The organism is Luteimonas sp. TWI596 (assembly GCF_039674105.1).
GTDB lineage: Bacteria > Pseudomonadota > Gammaproteobacteria > Xanthomonadales > Xanthomonadaceae > Luteimonas.
In genome coordinates, this window is record NZ_JBDJMU010000001.1 from 1 (window position 1) to 16,899 (window position 16,899).

At 69.3% G+C, this 16,899-nt stretch carries 19 protein-coding genes; 4 read left to right on the plus strand and 15 right to left on the minus strand.

Annotated features, from left to right (window positions below; translation table 11 throughout):
- On the plus strand, positions 1-108 hold a 108-nt coding region (locus tag ABE487_RS00005; RefSeq protein ID WP_346448926.1), incomplete at its 5' end, for a transposase.
- Between the two features lie 21 nt (positions 109-129).
- On the opposite strand, the gene murU is transcribed toward ABE487_RS00005, so the two are convergent.
- The 3 genes from murU to ABE487_RS00020 form a co-directional block, all read right to left on the minus strand.
- Positions 130-834, minus strand: coding sequence for an N-acetylmuramate alpha-1-phosphate uridylyltransferase MurU (murU, locus tag ABE487_RS00010; protein WP_346451970.1), 705 nt, complete (start codon positions 832-834; stop codon positions 130-132).
- 138 nt (positions 835-972) lie between these two features.
- A complete protein-coding gene (locus tag ABE487_RS00015) occupies positions 973-1,992 on the minus strand; it encodes a sulfate ABC transporter substrate-binding protein (RefSeq protein ID WP_346451971.1) in 1,020 nt (339 codons plus the stop codon).
- Between the two features lie 105 nt (positions 1,993-2,097).
- Positions 2,098-3,618: a M20 family metallopeptidase gene (locus ABE487_RS00020; protein WP_346451972.1), complete on the minus strand. Its 1,521-nt coding sequence runs from the start codon at positions 3,616-3,618 to the stop codon at positions 2,098-2,100.
- A gap of 209 nt (positions 3,619-3,827) precedes the next feature.
- Here ABE487_RS00020 and ABE487_RS00025 point away from each other — a divergent pair, with 209 nt between their 5' ends.
- Together ABE487_RS00025 and ABE487_RS00030 are read left to right on the plus strand one after the other, a co-directional pair.
- The gene (locus tag ABE487_RS00025) at positions 3,828-4,181 is read left to right on the plus strand and encodes a ComEA family DNA-binding protein (RefSeq protein WP_346443355.1); all 354 of its coding nucleotides are present in this window, start codon (positions 3,828-3,830) and stop codon (positions 4,179-4,181) included.
- Between the two features lie 290 nt (positions 4,182-4,471).
- A complete protein-coding gene (locus ABE487_RS00030; RefSeq protein WP_346443357.1) occupies positions 4,472-5,155 on the plus strand; it encodes a HutD family protein in 684 nt (227 codons plus the stop codon).
- Here the strand turns inward: ABE487_RS00030 and ABE487_RS00035 are convergent.
- The 10 genes from ABE487_RS00035 to ABE487_RS00080 form a co-directional block, all read right to left on the minus strand.
- Positions 5,145-7,589, minus strand: coding sequence for a TonB-dependent receptor (locus ABE487_RS00035; RefSeq protein ID WP_346443359.1), 2,445 nt, complete (start codon positions 7,587-7,589; stop codon positions 5,145-5,147). The genes ABE487_RS00030 and ABE487_RS00035 overlap by 11 nt on opposite strands.
- Positions 7,590-7,741: 152 nt before the next feature.
- Complete coding sequence (locus ABE487_RS00040) at positions 7,742-8,173, minus strand: hypothetical protein (RefSeq protein ID WP_346443361.1); 432 nt, start codon at positions 8,171-8,173, stop codon at positions 7,742-7,744.
- Positions 8,174-8,313: 140 nt separating this feature from the next.
- Positions 8,314-8,649 carry a non-heme iron oxygenase ferredoxin subunit gene (locus ABE487_RS00045; RefSeq protein WP_346443363.1) on the minus strand — a complete coding sequence of 112 codons (336 nt, stop codon included), beginning with the start codon at positions 8,647-8,649 and terminating at the stop codon, positions 8,314-8,316.
- Positions 8,646-9,203, minus strand: coding sequence for a GNAT family N-acetyltransferase (locus ABE487_RS00050; RefSeq protein WP_346451973.1), 558 nt, complete (start codon positions 9,201-9,203; stop codon positions 8,646-8,648). The genes ABE487_RS00045 and ABE487_RS00050 overlap by 4 nt, the downstream gene beginning before the upstream one ends.
- An 81-nt stretch (positions 9,204-9,284) precedes the next feature.
- The gene (locus ABE487_RS00055) at positions 9,285-10,565 is read right to left on the minus strand and encodes a cysteine desulfurase (RefSeq protein WP_346443366.1); all 1,281 of its coding nucleotides are present in this window, start codon (positions 10,563-10,565) and stop codon (positions 9,285-9,287) included.
- Entirely contained in the window at positions 10,562-11,797 is a 1,236-nt protein-coding gene (gene sufD / locus ABE487_RS00060) for a Fe-S cluster assembly protein SufD (protein ID WP_346451974.1), read from the minus strand. Before sufD ends, ABE487_RS00055 begins: the two co-directional genes overlap by 4 nt.
- Entirely contained in the window at positions 11,797-12,561 is a 765-nt protein-coding gene (gene sufC, locus ABE487_RS00065; protein ID WP_346451975.1) for a Fe-S cluster assembly ATPase SufC, read from the minus strand. The genes sufD and sufC overlap by 1 nt, the downstream gene beginning before the upstream one ends.
- Before the next feature lie 86 nt (positions 12,562-12,647).
- Positions 12,648-13,013: a lysozyme inhibitor LprI family protein gene (locus ABE487_RS00070; RefSeq protein ID WP_346451976.1), complete on the minus strand. Its 366-nt coding sequence runs from the start codon at positions 13,011-13,013 to the stop codon at positions 12,648-12,650.
- Positions 13,010-14,473, minus strand: a complete 1,464-nt coding sequence (gene sufB, locus ABE487_RS00075; RefSeq protein ID WP_346451977.1) for a Fe-S cluster assembly protein SufB — start codon at positions 14,471-14,473, stop codon at positions 13,010-13,012. The genes ABE487_RS00070 and sufB overlap by 4 nt, the downstream gene beginning before the upstream one ends.
- 19 nt (positions 14,474-14,492) lie before the next feature.
- Positions 14,493-14,963 carry an SUF system Fe-S cluster assembly regulator gene (locus ABE487_RS00080; RefSeq protein WP_346443375.1) on the minus strand — a complete coding sequence of 157 codons (471 nt, stop codon included), beginning with the start codon at positions 14,961-14,963 and terminating at the stop codon, positions 14,493-14,495.
- 159 nt (positions 14,964-15,122) lie between these two features.
- On the opposite strand from ABE487_RS00080, the gene ABE487_RS00085 reads away from it, so the two are divergent.
- Positions 15,123-15,602, plus strand: coding sequence for an SET domain-containing protein-lysine N-methyltransferase (locus ABE487_RS00085; RefSeq protein WP_346443376.1), 480 nt, complete (start codon positions 15,123-15,125; stop codon positions 15,600-15,602).
- 28 nt (positions 15,603-15,630) lie between these two features.
- Here the strand turns inward: ABE487_RS00085 and ABE487_RS00090 are convergent, their stop codons facing one another.
- Both ABE487_RS00090 and ABE487_RS00095 read right to left on the minus strand, forming a co-directional pair.
- Positions 15,631-16,308 (minus strand): hypothetical protein, encoded by a 678-nt coding sequence (locus ABE487_RS00090; protein WP_346447862.1) that lies wholly within the window; start codon positions 16,306-16,308, stop codon positions 15,631-15,633.
- Positions 16,298-16,855, minus strand: a complete 558-nt coding sequence (locus tag ABE487_RS00095) for a DUF1439 domain-containing protein (protein WP_346451978.1) — start codon at positions 16,853-16,855, stop codon at positions 16,298-16,300. The genes ABE487_RS00090 and ABE487_RS00095 overlap by 11 nt, the downstream gene beginning before the upstream one ends.
- Between the last annotated feature and the right edge of the window lie 44 nt (positions 16,856-16,899).

Consider the following 16,899-nt stretch of genomic DNA (forward strand, 5'->3'; position numbering starts at 1 on the left):
GGCATCAACAACACCATCAAGGTCATCAAGCGCCGTGCCTACGGGTACCGCGATCAGGAGTACTTCTTCCTGAAGATCCGCGCAGCCTTCCCCGGAATTCAGCGATGAACCTTTTTTTTGGGCGCGAGATCAGCGCGCTCTGGTGAGCGCGGCGTCGAGTTCGGCGAGCCGCTCGGGAGTGCCGACATCCGTCCAGGCACCGCGGTGATGCTCGCCCGAGACTGCGCCCCGGTCCATCGCCGCGCGCAACAGTGGCGCCAGCCGGAACCGTGGCGGCGTGGCGTCGGCCCCCGGTGTGTCACCGATGATATCGCGCCACCCCGCCAGCAACGTGGGGCGATAGACCCCAATGCCGGCGAAAGTCAGCCGGTCCGAGCCCGCTGCGCGTACGCGGTCGCCCTCGAGCACGAAGTCGCCCTGCGTGTGGTGCGCCGGATTGTCGACCAGCACCAGGTGCGCGTCGCCGGCCGGCTCGCGCGGCAGCGACGCGGGGTCGTGGTCGCTCCAGATGTCGCCATTGATCGCCAGGAATGGCGCCTCGCCCAGCAGGGGCAGCGCCTGCAGCATGCCACCGCCGGTTTCCAGCGGCGGTGCGCCCTCGTGCGAATAGTGCAGGCGCAGGCCCCAGCGCTCACCGTCGCCCAGTGCGGGAGCGAACTGCTCGGCCAGCCACGAGACGTTGAGGACGACCTCGCGCACGCCCGCGGCCGCCAGGCGCTCCAGGTGCCAGACGATCAGCGGCTTGCCGCCTGCGACCAACAGTGGCTTGGGCGTGTGGTCGGTCAGTGGCCGCATGCGTTCGCCCAGGCCGGCCGCGAAGATCAGCGCCTTCATCGGGCGGCGTTCGTGCCGAATGCGCACGTCCGGTCAGCGGGGGGATAAAAGGCGGGAAGCAACGCAGCGGCCTGCTCAGGTGACGGGCCGCCAGCTTACCGACTGGAATGCGGGAGTGCTGGACCGAGCGTCCGAAGCTCAGCGGGCGGCGCCGGCCACGTGATCGAACAGTCCGCCGGCGGCGAAGTGCACCCGCTGGGCGTGTTGCCAGCCGCCGAAGGCCGCGTCGACAGTCACCATCGGGACCGCGCGAAAGCGCGCGCGTTGCGAGGCCGGGACCTGGCTCGGGTCGACAGGGCGATAGTGGTGCTGCGCGGCCAGCCGCTGGCCGGTCGGCGAGTACAGATACTGCAGATAGGCGTCCGCGCGCTCGCGGGCGCCGTGGGCGTCGACATTGCGGTCGATCCGTGCGACCTGGGGCTCGGCGCGAATGCTCAGGCTGGGATAGACGATTTCCAGCGCCTGGCTGGTGCGCGGATCGGCGAGCAGGCGCAACGCTTCGCTTTCCCAGGCCAGCAGCACGTCGCCGCGACCGCCCTCGACGAAGGTCGTGGTCGCCGTGCGCGCGCCCGCATCCGCGGCCACGACGTTGCGAAACAGGCGCCGCATCCAGTCCAGCACCTGCGTGCCGTCGCGATGCGCGCGCGAGGCCCAGGCCCATGCGGCGAGGTAGTTCCAGCGTCCGCCGCCGGAGGTCCGGGGATCGGGCGTCACCACCCGCACGCCGGGCCGCACGAGATCGCCCCAGTCGTGAATCCGCTGCGGGTTGCCCTTGCGTACGAGCAGGACGATGGTCGAGGTGTAGGGCACGCTGGCGTCGGGCAGGCGTGTGCGCCAATCCGCAGCCAGCAGCCCGGCCTGGGCCAGTGCGTCGATGTCGGCAGCCAGCGCCAGTGTCGCCACGTCCGCGTCCAACCCGCCCAGGATCGCCCGAACCTGCTCGCCCGAGCCGCCATGGTGCATGCGGATGTCCACGGCTTCGCCGGTGCGCTGGCGCCAGTACGAGGCGAACGCACGGTTGTAGTCGACGTAGAACTCGCGGGTCGGATCGAACGACGCGTTATACAGCGCCGTCTCGCGCGCGGCCGCATGGCCACAGGCCACGAGCGACGCCAGCGTCAGGACGAGCAGGGCGATCGCGTGTGGACCAGAGCGCATACGCGAGTGACGGAAAGAACCGGGGCGTCCGACCTTAGCGTGCCGCTGGGCGGGGCGACAGTGCGCACCGCCGGGACGATGCCGCGGCATCGTCCCGGTGGGCGGTCAGCAGCAGCCGTGATCGCCGTGACGCTTGCCGCTGTCGGCGGCGACCGCCGACCCCGAGGTCTCGCCGCGCTGGCTGGCGTGGTGATGCTCGGCGATCACACGGGCCACGCACGCGGTGACCCGCTTGCCCATCTCGATGTGCAGGAACTCGTTCGGCCCGTGGGCGTTGGAGTGCGGGCCGAGCACGCCGGTGATCATGAACTGCGCGCCGGGAAACTTCTCGCCCAGCATGCCCATGAACGGGATCGAGCCGCCTTCGCCCATGTACATCGCCGGCTTGCCGAAGAATGCCTGGCTGGCCCCTTCGATCGCCTCCGACAGCCACGGCGACATCGCCGGCGCATTCCAGCCGGTCGCGGCCTTCTCCAGCGACAGCGTGACCGTGGCGCCATTGGGCGGGTTCTGGGTCAGGGCCTGCTGCAGCAACTCGCCGGCGTGCTTGCCGTCGACCGTCGGCGGCAGGCGCAGCGACAGCTTGACCGCGGTATGCGGACGCAGCACGTTGCCGGCCGACTGCAGCGACGGCAGCCCGTCGACGCCGGTCACCGACAGCGCCGGGCGCCAGGTGCGGTTGAGCACGAGTTCGGCAAGATCCTCGGAGACCGTGCCGTCGGCATCGACGGGGAACATCGGTCGCAGCGCGCCGGTCAGGGGGAACTTGTCGTAGATCGCCGTATCGAGCACCTCGGCGGCGCGGCGCGCCTGCTCGAGCCGCTCGGCCGGGATGTCGGCATGCAGCCCTTCGGGCAGGATCCGGCCACTGCGCTCGTCCTCGATGCGCGACAGCAGCTGGCGCAGCAGGCGGAAGCTCGAGGGGACCACGCCCGAGGCGTCGCCCGAATGCACGCCCTCGTCGAGCACCTTGACCGTCAGGTTGCCGCCGGCCAGGCCGCGCAGCGAGGTGGTGCACCACAGTTGGTCGTAGTTGCCACAGCCTGAGTCCAGGCAGACGACCAGCGACGGCTTGCCGATGCGGTCGGCGAGATGATCGACATAGGCGGGCAGGTCGTAGCTGCCCGATTCCTCGCAGGCCTCGATCAGCACCACGCAGCGTGCGTGCGGCAGGCCCTGCTCGTGCAGGGCCAGGATCGCGGTCAGCGAGCCGTAGATCGCGTAGCCGTCGTCGGCGCCGCCGCGCCCGTAGAGCTTGCCGTCGCGCAACACCGGCTCCCACGGGCCGAGGTCGTCGTCCCAGCCAGTCATCTCCGGCTGCTTGTCGAGGTGGCCGTACAGCAGCACGCAGTCGGCGTCGCTGCCGCCGTTGGCGGCCGGGATTTCGATGAAGATCAGCGGCGTGCGCCCTTCCAGGCGCACGACCTCCAACTGCATGCCGGGGATCGTCTGGGCGCGGGCCCAGCCGGCCATCAGCTCGACGGCGCGCTCCATGTGGCCATTGGCCACCCAATCGGCGTCGAACATCGGCGATTTGTTCGGAATACGGATGTATTCGACAAGCTGCGGGACGATCTCGTCGTCCCATTTGGCGCCGACGAAACGGTCGGTGCGGCGGGTATCCATGGCGCGAGCTCCACTTGCGGCGTAGGTGGCCATTCTACCGCGCGGGCGTTGTAGGACTTTTCCTACACGAAATTGGGGAGTCGGCCTGCTTCGCGATGTCGGACAGGCGGATAGGCTGTGTTCATGGCGTTGGGGAGACTGGCAACACCGGCAGGGATGACAGATCGCCAGTCGGGAAAGGAATCCACCCAATCGCCAAGGAGTTCGCCATGAAGCCGTTCAAAGCCCTCATCGCCGCTCTCGTCCTCTCGCTGTTGATGGCCGGTTCGGCCTTCGGCGCAGACGGGGTCGAGAAGGTCAACGTCAACACCGCCGATGCCACGACCCTCGCCCGGGTGCTGCACAACATCGGGCCGGCCAAGGCCGAGGCGATCGTGGCCTACCGGGATGAGAACGGGCCGTTCCGCAGCGCCGAGCAACTGGCCATGGTCAAGGGCATCGGTCTGCGCACGGTCGAGAACAACCGGGATCGGATCGAGTTGGGGTCGCCGATGGCGCGCCAGCAGCAGACCGCCCAGCGGGCGTCTGGGACGCCGGGCAAGGGCGCAGCGCAGCAGCGCTGAGCCAACCATCGCCCGCACCGGGGCAAGGAGCATCGGTGCAGGTCGAGGAGCGGGATGCTCCATTGGATCCGGCAAGGACGCCATTACATGGATGTAGCCGTCGCCCGCCCCGCATTGGATGCGTGGCGGGCGACCTCTTTTGGGCGCAACGCGCCGATTGTAGGACGCGCCCATCTCGGAGCCAGCGTCGGCCTGGTGGCGCGCTGCGGCCCCGGTCGTCTACCCGGGCCCACCCGATCCGGGTTGGTCTTGATCGGGGCCTGTTGTCGATCAGGCTTTAGACTCGCGCGATGCCTGTCCCTGAGACCGTCCGGATCGTTCCCGCCGCCGCCGCACGCTCCGTGCGCTGGCGCAATGGCCACGGCTGGACGCGCGAACTGTTCTGCGCGCCTGCGCTGACGGCCGCGCCTTCGGTCGACGATACCGCGGCCCCCTGGCCGTGGCGGATCTCGATTGCACGAATCGACCGCGATGCGCCGTTCTCGGCATTTCCCGGCGTCGATCGCGAGCTGATGCTGCTGCGCGGCGGCCGGCTGGATCTGCGGGTCGCGGACCGCCGCGTCGCGCTGGCGTCGCGATATGCCCGGCATCGCTTCGCCGGCGAACGCGATGTGGCCGCCTGCGTGCCGACAGGCGGCGTCGAAGTGTTCAACCTGATGTGGCGGCGCGACGCGTACCGGGCCCGGCTCTGGCATCTGCCGCTGGCCGGCGCCCTGGCATGGCGTGCCGACCCGGCGACGACCTGGGCCATCCACCTGCTGGCCGGACACGCGCGATGCGGCAGCGGCGTGGCGCATGCGGCGTTGGCGGCAGGCGATACCGCCGTGCTGACCGGTGCCTCTGCGTCCGGCCGGGTGTCGATCGAGGGCGAGGGCGCCTTGCTCGCGGTCTGCTTGCGTGACCGGTCGGGGGCCGGCCCGGACGAGGCGTGTGCGCCTGCCGGGCCGGACCTCACTCCAGGGTTCAGAAGCTGACGTTCACGCTCAGCCAGACATTCCGCGCCTTGTCCTTGTTGTTGTAGTCGTCCTGGGCCGACAGCGTGTAGCTGCCGCTGTCTTCGACGAAGCTGTACTGGTAGGACGTGAAATCGCGATCGAGCAGGTTGTTGATCCGGCCGTTGACGGTCACTGTCTCGTTGATGCGGTAGGAGGCGCCGAGGTGGAGCACCTCGTAGTCCTTCCAGTACAGCTCCTGCGCCAGCACCGTGTCGAAGCCGCGATAGCGCTTGGAGCGCGCCTCGGCGGTCAGGAAGACCGTGAAGGCTTCGGTCGCGCGCCAGTCGAGCGTGGCGTTGGCCATGTGCCGGGCGCTGTTGCCCAGCGGCCGTCCGGCATTGCTGCCGCTCTTCTGCTCGCTGTCGGTGAAGGTGTAGTTGGCGCGGAAGCCCAGAGCGTCGCTGATCTGCCAGCGTCCGGCGAGTTCGGCGCCCTGGACCACGACCTCGTCGATGTTGACCGTCTTGTTGGAGTTCGAGTACCCCAGATCGGCGTAGTCGCCGGTGCCGCTGCAGGCGATCGTGAGCGTCGGACCGCAGGCTTCCTGGCCGATCTTGTCGTCGAACTTGTTGTGGAAGATCGTCGCATTGAAGCTGTGGCCGCCGGGGTGCTGCCAGTACGCGGCCAATTCGGTGCTGGTGCTGGTCTCGGGTTGCAGGTTGGGATTGCCGAACATCGGCGACACGCCCTGGGCGCCGAAGCCGGTGATGCCGTCGTAGAGCTGGGTGGTCTTGGGGGTCTTGAATCCGGTGCTGACACCGCCCTTGACCGTCCATTGCTCGCTCAGCGTCCACACGCCGTACAGGCGCGGACTGAGGTGGTTGCCGAAGGTCTTGTGATCGTCGTAGCGCAGACCGGCGGTGATCGACACCGGCTCGGCGATGGTCCAGGTGTCCTCGGCGAACAGCGAGACCATGTCGTGCTTCTGCTTGGCGCCAGCAACACCGCGCTCCATGCCGAACACGCCATCGATCAGTTCGCCACGGATGAGCTGGGCACCGACCACGGCAACGTGAGTGCCATTCCACTCGAAGGGCAGGTCCAGCTTGGCGTCGAGCGTGTACTGATTGCTCTCGAGCGTGCGATCGGGGCGGGGCAGGTAGGCCAGCAGTTGAGCGTACTGCTCGGATGTGAGATTGGCCGCCATGACCGCCAGTTTCTGGGCCTCGGAAAGCCCGTTCCATGCGGGAGGGCTGTAGCCAGTGCCGGCGGCCGAGTTGGGGCAGCGGCCGGCAGCGTTGACCGTGCCGCCCAGGTTGCCGCAGGCCGTGTTCCACAGCGACTGCAGGTGCTGGCGGTCGGCCACGGTGTAGGGCAGCGTGCGGCCCTCGTTGCGGGTTTCGACATAACCCAGCGACACCAGGCTGTTGCCGAACGACCAGCGGCCCTCGTGCGCGATCGACCAGTTGTCGCGGGTGAACTCCTGGCTGGGCCGATAGCCGGCACGCGGTTCGATGCGACCGTTGTTGCCGATGCGCAGCATCGCGCCGTAGTCGTCGACGGTGCCCACCGGATACTCCGCCACGCCGTTGTCGTTGAGCCGGGTGCTGTTGTCGTACTTCTGGCGCGAGGCATCGATATCGAAGGTGATCGTCTGCGCCTGCGTCGGTGTCCAGCTCAGCGAGATGCCGGCGGCCTTGTTGGTGTTGTCCACGGTCTTGCCGCCGCCGCCGAAGCCCAGTGCGCGGGTGTGGACCTCGCCGTTGGGGTCGGTGACCGGCGCGTACACCGGATTGGAGGCCTCGCGGTCGTACCAGCTGGCGCGCGCGCTCAGGTTCAGCACGCCCGGCACCAACGGCCCGGTGACGAAGAGGTCGGCGGTGGTGTCGTCGCCGAACTGGTCGTCGGTCTCGAAGGTGCGGCCCAGCGTGAGCGACCCGGCCCAGCTGTCGAGCTCGCGTTTGGTGATGATGTTGATCACCCCGCCCATTGCGTCGGCGCCGTAGAGCGTGGACATCGGGCCGCGGATCACTTCGATGCGCTCGATCGCGTCCAGTGGCGGAATGTGGTTGAACTGGTTGCCGGCGAAGTTGTTGGGGTAGATGTCGCCGTGGTTGTTCTGGCGCCGGCCGTTGATCAGGATCAGCGTGTAGTCCGCGCCCATGCCGCGCATCGAGATCGTGCCCTGGCCGGTCTTGTCGCGGGTCTCGCCGACGTCGATGCCTTCGATGTCGCGCACCGCATCGAGCAGGGTCATGTAGGGACGATGGGTCAGGTCTTCCTGCGTGATCACGCTGATGCTGGCCGGGGCGTCGGTGATCTTCTGCTCGAAGCCGGCCGCGGTGACGACGATGGTGTCGAAGTTGCGGGCGTCGTCCTGGGGCAGAGCGGTATCGGCCAGTGCAGGGGTGGACAGCAGGGCGAGCAGGCTCGCGGCCAGCGCACGGCGGCGCGGGGCGGTCGAATCAATCATGGGAGGTCCTTGTCGAAACATGGGAAAGCGGCCGCGCGTGCGGCCTGGCGCGCCACCGGGCGGCGGCGTCGCAAGACGGGGGCATCAAACGCTGGGGCGTACGCGTGCGCCGGCCTCGGCGGCGCGCGGCCCCACGCTGGCTGGCGGGGGCTTCAGGCGTGCGGAGGCGCGTGGCCGGGCGGCAATGTCAGATCCGGACGCAGCGCCTGTGGCGCGTCGACGGCGTCGGGGGGCGGTCGGTCGGCCAAGGCCCGCATGGCGTCGACGCGCGACATCGGCGGTGTCGACGCCACCGCCGGACACGGCGGCAGGCTGGCGCCGGGCGCGGCATCCCGCGGCGCGACGCGGGCCGACAGGGGCAGCGGACGGCGGAACTTCGCCTCGGGCGGTGGATCCTGCGTGGCCGGGAGGTCGGGCAGCGCGGTCGCATCGCCGAGCCCGGCAGACATGAGCGGCAGGTCGCAGGAAGCGACACCGAGGACGACAGCCAGCGACAGCAGGGCCGCCAGGGCCAGCCTGATGCGCCCCGATGCCGTCCACTGCGATGTAGGCCGCGTCGTCACGAACCGGGCACGCTCGAGCAAGAAAGCTGACGCGCAATTATATGAGAATGATTTTCATAAGCAAGTCTTAACGCAATTCATTCGCATGTATGGCACGGCAGCGGGCGCGACGGATCCGCCGGATCTCGTACTGGTGCAGCGCGACGATCACTGCAGGACCGTCAGTCCCGGTCGTCGCGCGTCCAGACCCCGCCGTGCTCGATCTTGGTCGGGAACTTCGCCACCGGTTCGTAGGCTGGTGCGCACAGGGCGCGGCCATCGCGCACGTCGAACTTTGCACCGTGCAGCACGCATTCGATCGTTGCCTCGCCCGGGTCGAAATCGCCCCCGCCCGACAGCGCGAAGTCCTCATGGGTGCACTGGTCCTCCAGCGCGTACAGGTCGCCATCGAGGTTGAACACCACGATCGGCGCCCCGGTCACCTCGTCGAAGGTGGTCCGCATCTCGCCGGGCAGCAGTTCGGCGGTCGCGCAGACGAAGGTCCAGGTCTCGCTCATGGTGCGACTCCGACGGGTGAGGCGCCGAAGGTCTTCTCCAGCACTTCGAAGCGCAGATCGTCGCGCAACGGGATGCCGAAACGTGCGTCCCCATAGGGAAATGGCTTGTGACGCCCGGTGCGGCGATAGCCGCGGCGTTCGTACCACGCGATCAACGCCTCGCGCAGGTCGATGACGGTCATGCGCATGCCGGGCAGGCGCCAGTCGTCGCGGACGATGCGCTCGCATTCGGCCAGCACCGCATCTCCGGTGCCCAGGCCCTGCAATCGCGGGGCGACGGCGAACATGCCGAAGTAGCCATGGCCGTCCTCGATCGCGACATGCGCGCAGGCCTGCGGCATGCCATCGGAGCCGTCGACCACGACCACACGGCTGTCGGGACGCACGATGTCGGCGCGCAGCACGTCCGGGTCGATCCGGGCGCCGTCGAGCAGGTCGGCCTCGGTGGTCCAGCCGGCGCGGCTGGCATCGCCGCGGTAGGCGGACGTCACCAGCGCGACCAGCGCGGGCACGTCGTCGAGGTTGGCGAGGCGAAACGCGGGAGAGGCGGGCATCGTGACGAAGCTGGCGGGGAAGGGCGGCCATTATGGCCGTCGGCGCGCGTGGCGCCGATCGGCATGCCGCAATGCGGCGCGTCAGCCCAGCAGCCGGCGGACCTTGCGCAGCGCGGCGACGAAGGCGTCGATCTCCTCGTGGGTGTTGTAGAACGCCGGCGATGCGCGACAGGTGGCCGCGACACCGTAGAACTGCAGCAGCGGATGTGCGCAGTGCTGGCCCGAGCGCACGGCCACGCCTTCGAGGTCCAGCAGTGTCGCCAGGTCGTGCGCATGCGCGCCTTCGACCAGGAACGACACCACGGCGGCCTTGTCCGGTGCCGCGCCGAGGATGCGCAGGCCGTCGATCGTGCCCATCGCCTCGGTCAGGTGTGCGAGCAGCGCGGCCTCGCGCCGCTCGACGTGGTCCATCCCGAGGCGTTCGAGATAGTCGACCGCAGCGCCCAGGCCGACGAAGCCGGCGATGTTCGGGGTGCCGGCCTCGAAACGCTGCGGCGGGTCGTTGTAGACCGTGCCGCTGAAGGCGACCTCCTTGATCATCTCGCCGCCGCCCAGGAACGGCGGCATCGCCTCGAGGTGCTCGCGGCGCGCCCATAGCGCGCCGGTGCCGGTCGGCCCGCACATCTTGTGGCCGGTGAAGGCGTAGAAGTCGCAGCCGATCGCGGCGATGTCCACCCTGCGGTGCGGCACCGCCTGCGAGCCATCGACGACGGTCGTCACGCCGTGTCGGCGCGCCAGGCGACAGATCTCGCGCACCGGATTGACCGTGCCCAGCACATTGGAGACGTGGGTGATCGCGAGCAGCTTCACGTCCGGCGTCATCGCGCGGCGCAGCGACTCGAGGTCGAGCGTGCCGTCTTCGCCGATCTCCGCCACGCGCACGGTCGCGCCGGTGCGCTCGGCGACGATCTGCCAGGGCACGATGTTGGCGTGGTGCTCCATGCGCGAGACCAGGATCGTGTCGCCGGCCTTCAGTCGCGGCAGCGCCCACGAGTACGCCACCAGATTGATCGCGAACGTGGTGCCGCTGCACAGCACCAGGTCGTCGGCGCGCACGTTGAGGAACCGCGCCAGTTTGCGCCGCGTACCTTCGTAGGCCTCGGTCGCCTCGGTGCCGAGCTGGTGCACGGCCCGGCTGACGTTGGCGTTGTGGCGGCGGTAGTGGCCGTCGACCGCGTCGATCACGCACGCCGGCTTCTGGCCGGTGTTGGCATTGTCGAAGTAGATCAGCGGCTTGCCGTGGACCTCGCGCAGCAGCAGCGGGAAGTCGGCGCGCACGCAGGCCCAGTCGACCTCGCCATCGTGCCGGTCCGGTGCGCTGGGGCCATCGAACGGCGGCTCGAGCGGCGGCAGGGCGCTCATGCGCGCACGAGCGCGGTGAGCGCGCGATCCAGTGCGGACTCGGCCAGCGTGCGCAGCGCGTCGTCGACGATCGCGGCCAGCGGCTCGCGTACGAAGGCGGCGGTGAGCAGTCGCTGGGCATCGGTCGCGGGCAGGCCGCGCGAGCGCAGGTAGAACAGCGCGCCGGGATCGAGCTGGCCGACCGTGGCGCCATGCGCGGCCTGGACCTCGTCGGCATGGATCACCAGCACCGGCTGGGTATCGATCTCGGCGGTTGCCGACAGCAGCAGGTTCTTGTTCGACAGTCGCGCATCGGTGCCGTCGGCACCGGCGTCGATGGTGATGCCGCCGTGGAAGACCACCCGGCCACGGCCGTCGCCGATGCCGCGCCACAGCAGCTGGCAGGCGGTGTCCCGGGCGATGTGGCGGATGCCCAGGCGCGTGTCCAGATGACCACGACCGCCGGCCAGCAGCACGCCGTTGGCGGTCAGGCGCGCGTCCGGGCCGAGCAGGCGCACGTCGAGTTCGTGGCGCGACAGCGCCGCGCCGGCCTCGACGTCGACGCGGTCGTAGATGGCGCCGGCCTGCAATTCGGCGTCGGTGCGCAGGAACGCAGTCGCGCCGGCCTCGCGCCGTTGCAGTCGCAGATGACGCAGGTGCGCGCGATCGGCGAGGCGCAGTGAGCACACGCCGTTGTCGAGATGGCGATGGGGGCCGGCATCGAGATGGTGTTCGACCACGGTCAGCCGCGCGCCGGTACCGAGCGCGATGTGGTGACGCAGGTGCCACGCCTGGTCGGTCTCGGTCGGCGCACCGACGAACACCAGATGCAGCGGCGCCGCGACCTCGGTATCGGCGTCGACGGTGATCGCGACCCCATCGGTGGCGAGCGCGGCGTTGAGGCGCACGAACACCGCGTCGTCCCGATCCTCGATCGCCGGCAGTGCGTTAGCAGACAGGCCGGTGCCGATCGACAGCCCGGCGATAGCGGGGCCGGGATCGGACAGCGCGGGCGCGGCGCGGCCGTTGACGAACACCAGGCGCGGCGCCGGGATGTCGGCCAGCAGCGCCGGATCGATCGCGGCGTCGCCAGCCGGCGCGAAGCTGCGGCGCTCGAGCGCGCGCAGCGAGGTGTACTTCCACGACTCGCTGCGCGGGCCGGGCAGGCCCGCCGCCAATGCGGCGTCGAGCGCCGGGCGGCGCGCAGCGTCGCCGTCGAAACCCGCGGCAAGGGACTCGAGCAGGGCGCTCATCACGCCGCTGCCTCGGGCGCGACGCGGTCCTTGACCCAGGCGTAGCCCTTTTCTTCGAGCTGCAGGGCCAGTTCCGGGCCGCCACTCTGCACGATGCGGCCATCGGCGAGCACGTGCACCACGTCGGGGCGGATGTAGTCGAGCAGGCGCTGGTAGTGGGTGATCACGATGAACGCGCGATCGGGCGAGCGCAGCGCATTGACGCCGTCGGCGACGTTCTTGAGCGCGTCGATGTCCAGGCCCGAATCGGTCTCGTCGAGAATTGCCAGCTTCGGCTCGAGCACGGCCAGCTGGAAGATCTCGTTGCGCTTCTTCTCGCCGCCCGAAAAGCCCTCGTTGACGCCGCGGTGCAGCAGGCGGTCGTCGAGGTGCAGCACCGCGAGCTTTTCGCGCACCAGGCGCAGGAACTGCATCGAGTCGAGCTCCTCCTGGCCGCGCGCCTTGCGCTGGGCGTTAAGCGCGCTGCGCAGGAAGTAGGTGTTGTTCACGCCCGGGATCTCGACCGGGTACTGGAACGCCAGGAACACGCCGGCCGCGGCGCGCTCCTCGGGCTCGAGCGCCAGCAGGTCATGGCCCTCGAACGCGACCGTGCCGGCGGTGACGTCATAGCCGTCGCGACCGGAGAGGATGTTGCCCAGCGTGGACTTGCCCGCGCCGTTGGGGCCCATGATCGCGTGCACCTCGCCCGGTTTCACGTCGAGCGAGAGGCCCTTGAGGATGTCGCGTTCGCCGATGCGGGCGTGGAGGTTGTCGATCGTCAACATAGGAATGCCTGGATGGAAAATTCAGCCGCGAGGGGCGAGATAGGCGTCGCGGAGGAACCGCGAGCGCGCGTTGTTCAGACGCAGGATCAGGTCGTTGTAGAGCACCGAGCCGCGTGTCCGGGGTCATCTTCGGGCAGCACCGCGCCCCAGCTCGCCCCAGGCGCCTCGAGGTCGCGATCGCGCAGCGCGATCCAGCTGCGCTGCGCGTCGCGGATCGCCTCGACCGCGCCCGGCACGTCGGCGTACTCGGCCAGGACGGCACGGTAGGTGCGGTTGAGCTCGGCGTCGGCGTCGATGCCTGCCTTGACCGGATCGGTCTGGGGACCGGTGCAGCCGCCGACGCAGCAGATGTTGTCGCGTTCCGCGTCCGCCGCCAGCACCGGCAGCGCGATCGCGGGGGCGGCCACAAGGGCCAGGGCGCCGCGGGCCGCAAGTGACAGGACCGCGCTCATCCGACCGAGCCTTCGAGCGAGACCTCCAGCAGCTTCTTGGCCTCGACCGCGAACTCCATCGGCAGCTCGCGGAAGACCTGCTTGCAGAAGCCGTCGACGATCAGGCTGACCGCGTCTTCCTCGGAGATGCCGCGCGCCCGGCAGTAGAACAGCTGGTCGTCGCTGATCTTGGAGGTCGTCGCCTCGTGCTCGACGGTCGCGCCGGGGTGGCGGACCTCGATGTAGGGGAAGGTGTGTGCGCCGCAGTCCTTGCCGATCAGCAGCGAGTCGCACTGGGTGTAGTTGCGCGCGCCCTCGGCGCCGCTGCCGACCTTGACCAGACCGCGGTAGGTGTTCTGGCCGCGGCCGGCGCTGATGCCCTTGCTGACGATCTTGCTCTTGGTGCGCTTGCCGACGTGGATCATCTTGGTGCCGGTGTCGGCCTGCTGACGATGGTGGGTCAGCGCCACGGAGTGGAACTCGCCCGAGGAGTCGTCGCCCAACAGCACGCAGGAGGGGTACTTCCAGGTGATCGCCGAACCAGTCTCGACCTGGGTCCAGGTCACCTTGCTGCGCGCGCCACGGCACTCGGCGCGCTTGGTCACGAAGTTGTAGATGCCACCCACGCCGTTCTCGTCGCCGGGGTACCAGTTCTGCACCGTCGAATACTTGATCTCCGCATCCTCGAGCGCGACCAGCTCCACCACCGCGGCGTGCAGCTGGTTCTCGTCGCGCATCGGCGCGGTGCAGCCTTCCAGGTACGAGACGTAGGCATTGTCCTCGCAGACGATCAGCGTGCGCTCGAACTGGCCGGTGTGGCCGGCGTTGATACGGAAATAAGTGCTCAGCTCCATCGGGCAGCGCACGCCCTTGGGGATGAACACGAAGCTGCCGTCGGAGAACACCGCCGAGTTGAGCGCGGCGAAGTAGTTGTCGCCGACCGGCACCACGGTGCCCAGGTACTGGCGCACCAGCTCGGGGTGTTCGTGGACCGCCTCGGACATCGAGCAGAAGATCACGCCCTTCTCGGCCAGCTCCTTGCGGAACGTGGTGCCGACCGAGACCGAGTCGAACACCGCATCGACCGCGACCCCGGCCAGCTTGGCGCGCTCGTGCAACGGCACGCCGAGCTTGTCGTAGGTGTCGATCAACTCCTTGGGCACCTCGTCGAGCGACTTGTACTTCGGCCCCTTGGGCGCGGAGTAGTAGCTGACCGCCTGCAGGTCGATCGGGGCGATCTGCAGCTTGGCCCAGTGCGGCACCGGCATCGTCAGCCAGTGGCGATAGGCGGCGACGCGCCAGTCGGTCATCCACTCAGGCTCGCCCTTCTTGCGCGACAGCGCGCGTACGACGTCCTCGTCCAGGCCCGGCGGGAAGCTGTCGGACTCGATATCGGTGACGAAGCCGGCGTCGTAGCGACGGCCGAGCTGTGCGTGGATCTCCCGGTTGGTCTCGGGGGCTTCGATGATGTCGGTGGCCATGGGGGCGGCTGCCTACTGTCTATGGGTGCGCGAGGCGGGCGTCGATGCGCTTCGCCCCGGCAGGGGTGGGAAAGGAAGGGACGCGCGGGGCGTCGTCGAGCATCTGCGCCAGCGTCACGCCGCGCAGGGCCTCGGCGACGACCTCGTTGATGCGGCGCCAGTTGCCCTGGACACCGCACTGGTCGGAAATCCCGCACTGGCTGTCGTGCAGGCTGCATTCGGTCATCGCCAGCGGGCCTTCCATCGCCTCGACGATCTGCACCAGGTTGATCGCCGATGGCGCGCGCGCCAGCCGGTAGCCGCCGTTGGCGCCGCGGAAGCCCTCGACCAGTCCGGCCTGGGCCAGGGGCTTGAGCAGCTTGCTGACCGTCGGCGTCTCCAGGCCCGCGCGCTCGGCCAGATCGGTCGCGCTCATCACCGCATCCGGCCGTGCGGCGAGCACGGTCAGAACCACGGTGGCGTAATCGGTGAGCTTGGTGACCCGGAGCATCGGAAGAAGCTGACTGCGGAATGCGGACCAAAATTGTACTTTTTTGACCGGCCGACCACAACGTGCGCATGGGCCGGCGTTCAGCGCGACGCGCCAGTGGCGGCCGGCGTGCGGGTCCGCGACAATGCGACGCTTGTCCTCATCGCCCCAGAGCGCACGATGCCCAAGAAGAAGACCAGGAAGATCGAGGCCCGCCGCTCGGCGATCCACGGCAACGGCGTGTTCGCCACCGAAGCGATCGCCAAGGGCGAGCGGGTCATCCGCTACAAGGGCTTCCTGCGCAGTCACGCCGACGTCGATGCCCAATACGGCGACCAGGAGGAGGACGGCCACACGTTCCTGTTCACGCTCAACGACGACTACGTCATCGACGCGAACATCGAGGGCAACGTCGCACGCTGGATCAACCACTCCTGCGATCCGAACTGCGAAGCGGTGGTCGAGGAGGACGCCAAGGACCGGCGGCACAAGGACAAGGTCTTCATCGAAGCGCTGCGCGATATCGCCCAGGGCGAGGAGCTGACCTACAACTACGGCATCACCCTGGCCGAGCGGCACACGCCCGCGCTCAAGAAGCTGTGGGGCTGCCGCTGCGGCGCCGCGAACTGCACCGGTACCATGCTCCAGCCCAAGCGCTGACCCAGCAGATGTCCGCCCGCGCCCACGATCAGGGCGCGGCCACCTCGCGCAGGTCCGCCGACGCGATGTGCCAGGCGCGCTGGGTCTGGCTGGCGCCGTCGACCACCGCTGCGCGCAGGACGTAGCGCCCCTCGTAGCGTCGGATCGAGCCGTCCGCCTGCTGGGCGCGCAACGACACCGGCACCTCGATATAGCGCGAGCCGGCGGCCCCCTCGATGGCGCCCGGCGTGCCGATGTCGACCATGACCGTGGACGTCTGCGCGAAGCCGGCCGCGAACTGCTCCGGTGTCTGCCCGCTCGCCCGGCCGCCATCCGACCACTGGGCATAGGCGCTGGCGTAGTCGAGCGCGTTGATCGCCGCGTAGTAGGTGCGAAGCGCCGCCACCGCCGCCTCCGGGCTCGGCGGTGCCATGTCCACGGCGGGGTCCGTCGCTCCCGGCAACAGGCCGGTCTCGGGATTGTCCTCGAGTGGGACAGCCGCCAGGTCGGGAACCGCGGGCGCCGGGGCCCGGCCGCCCAGTGGCACGTCGCCGGGGCCCGGGGCACCGGGCATGCCGGTCACCGGATCGCCGGTGGCGACGGGCTGCGGCAGACTGGCGGTGTCCGCACTGTTATCCGCGGTGTTGCCGCGCTGGGCGTCGCGGTCGCCGCAGGCCGCTAGCGCCAGCGCGGCGCACAGCGCCAGCGCAGTGCGGTCAGCGCGCAAGGTGCACCACCACGCGGCCGTCGCCGACCGCGACCTCGCCGATGCGTTTGCCGGCCGGCAGCTTGGACAGCAGGTCGTCGTCGAGCCGGTAGATCGGCTCGCTGCGCGCGTATTCGGCCAGTAGGCCGTTGACGATGCCCTGCGCGCCGCCCTTGAGCAGCGCATGGGTTCCCGGCAGGTCGAATTGCAGCAATTGCGGATCCTCCAGATGCAGACCGCGCGTGGCGGCGTCATAGCGCAGGCCGCTGACCAGTGTCAGGTGGCCCGGACGGTCGTCGGCGAGCGCGCCGCCCACGCCCAGATCAAAGTCCAGTCGCAGCCGGTGCTCGCCCTGCGGAATCGTCAACTGCGGGTTCTGCAGCGTCACCGAAACCAGCCCGCCGACGCGCTCGAACGTCCGGGGGAAGCGTGTGTCGAGCTGGCGCTGCAACTGCGGCGCGGTGAAGGCGACCTGGTCGCCGAGCCAGGCCGAGACCACGCCCAGCGATGTGCAGGCGGTCAGGACGAGCAGCAGCGACAAGGCGACGGGACGGGCGAGGGCACGCATGCGACGGTTTCCTGGTGCAGTCCTGCGCACCCTACGTGTCGGCA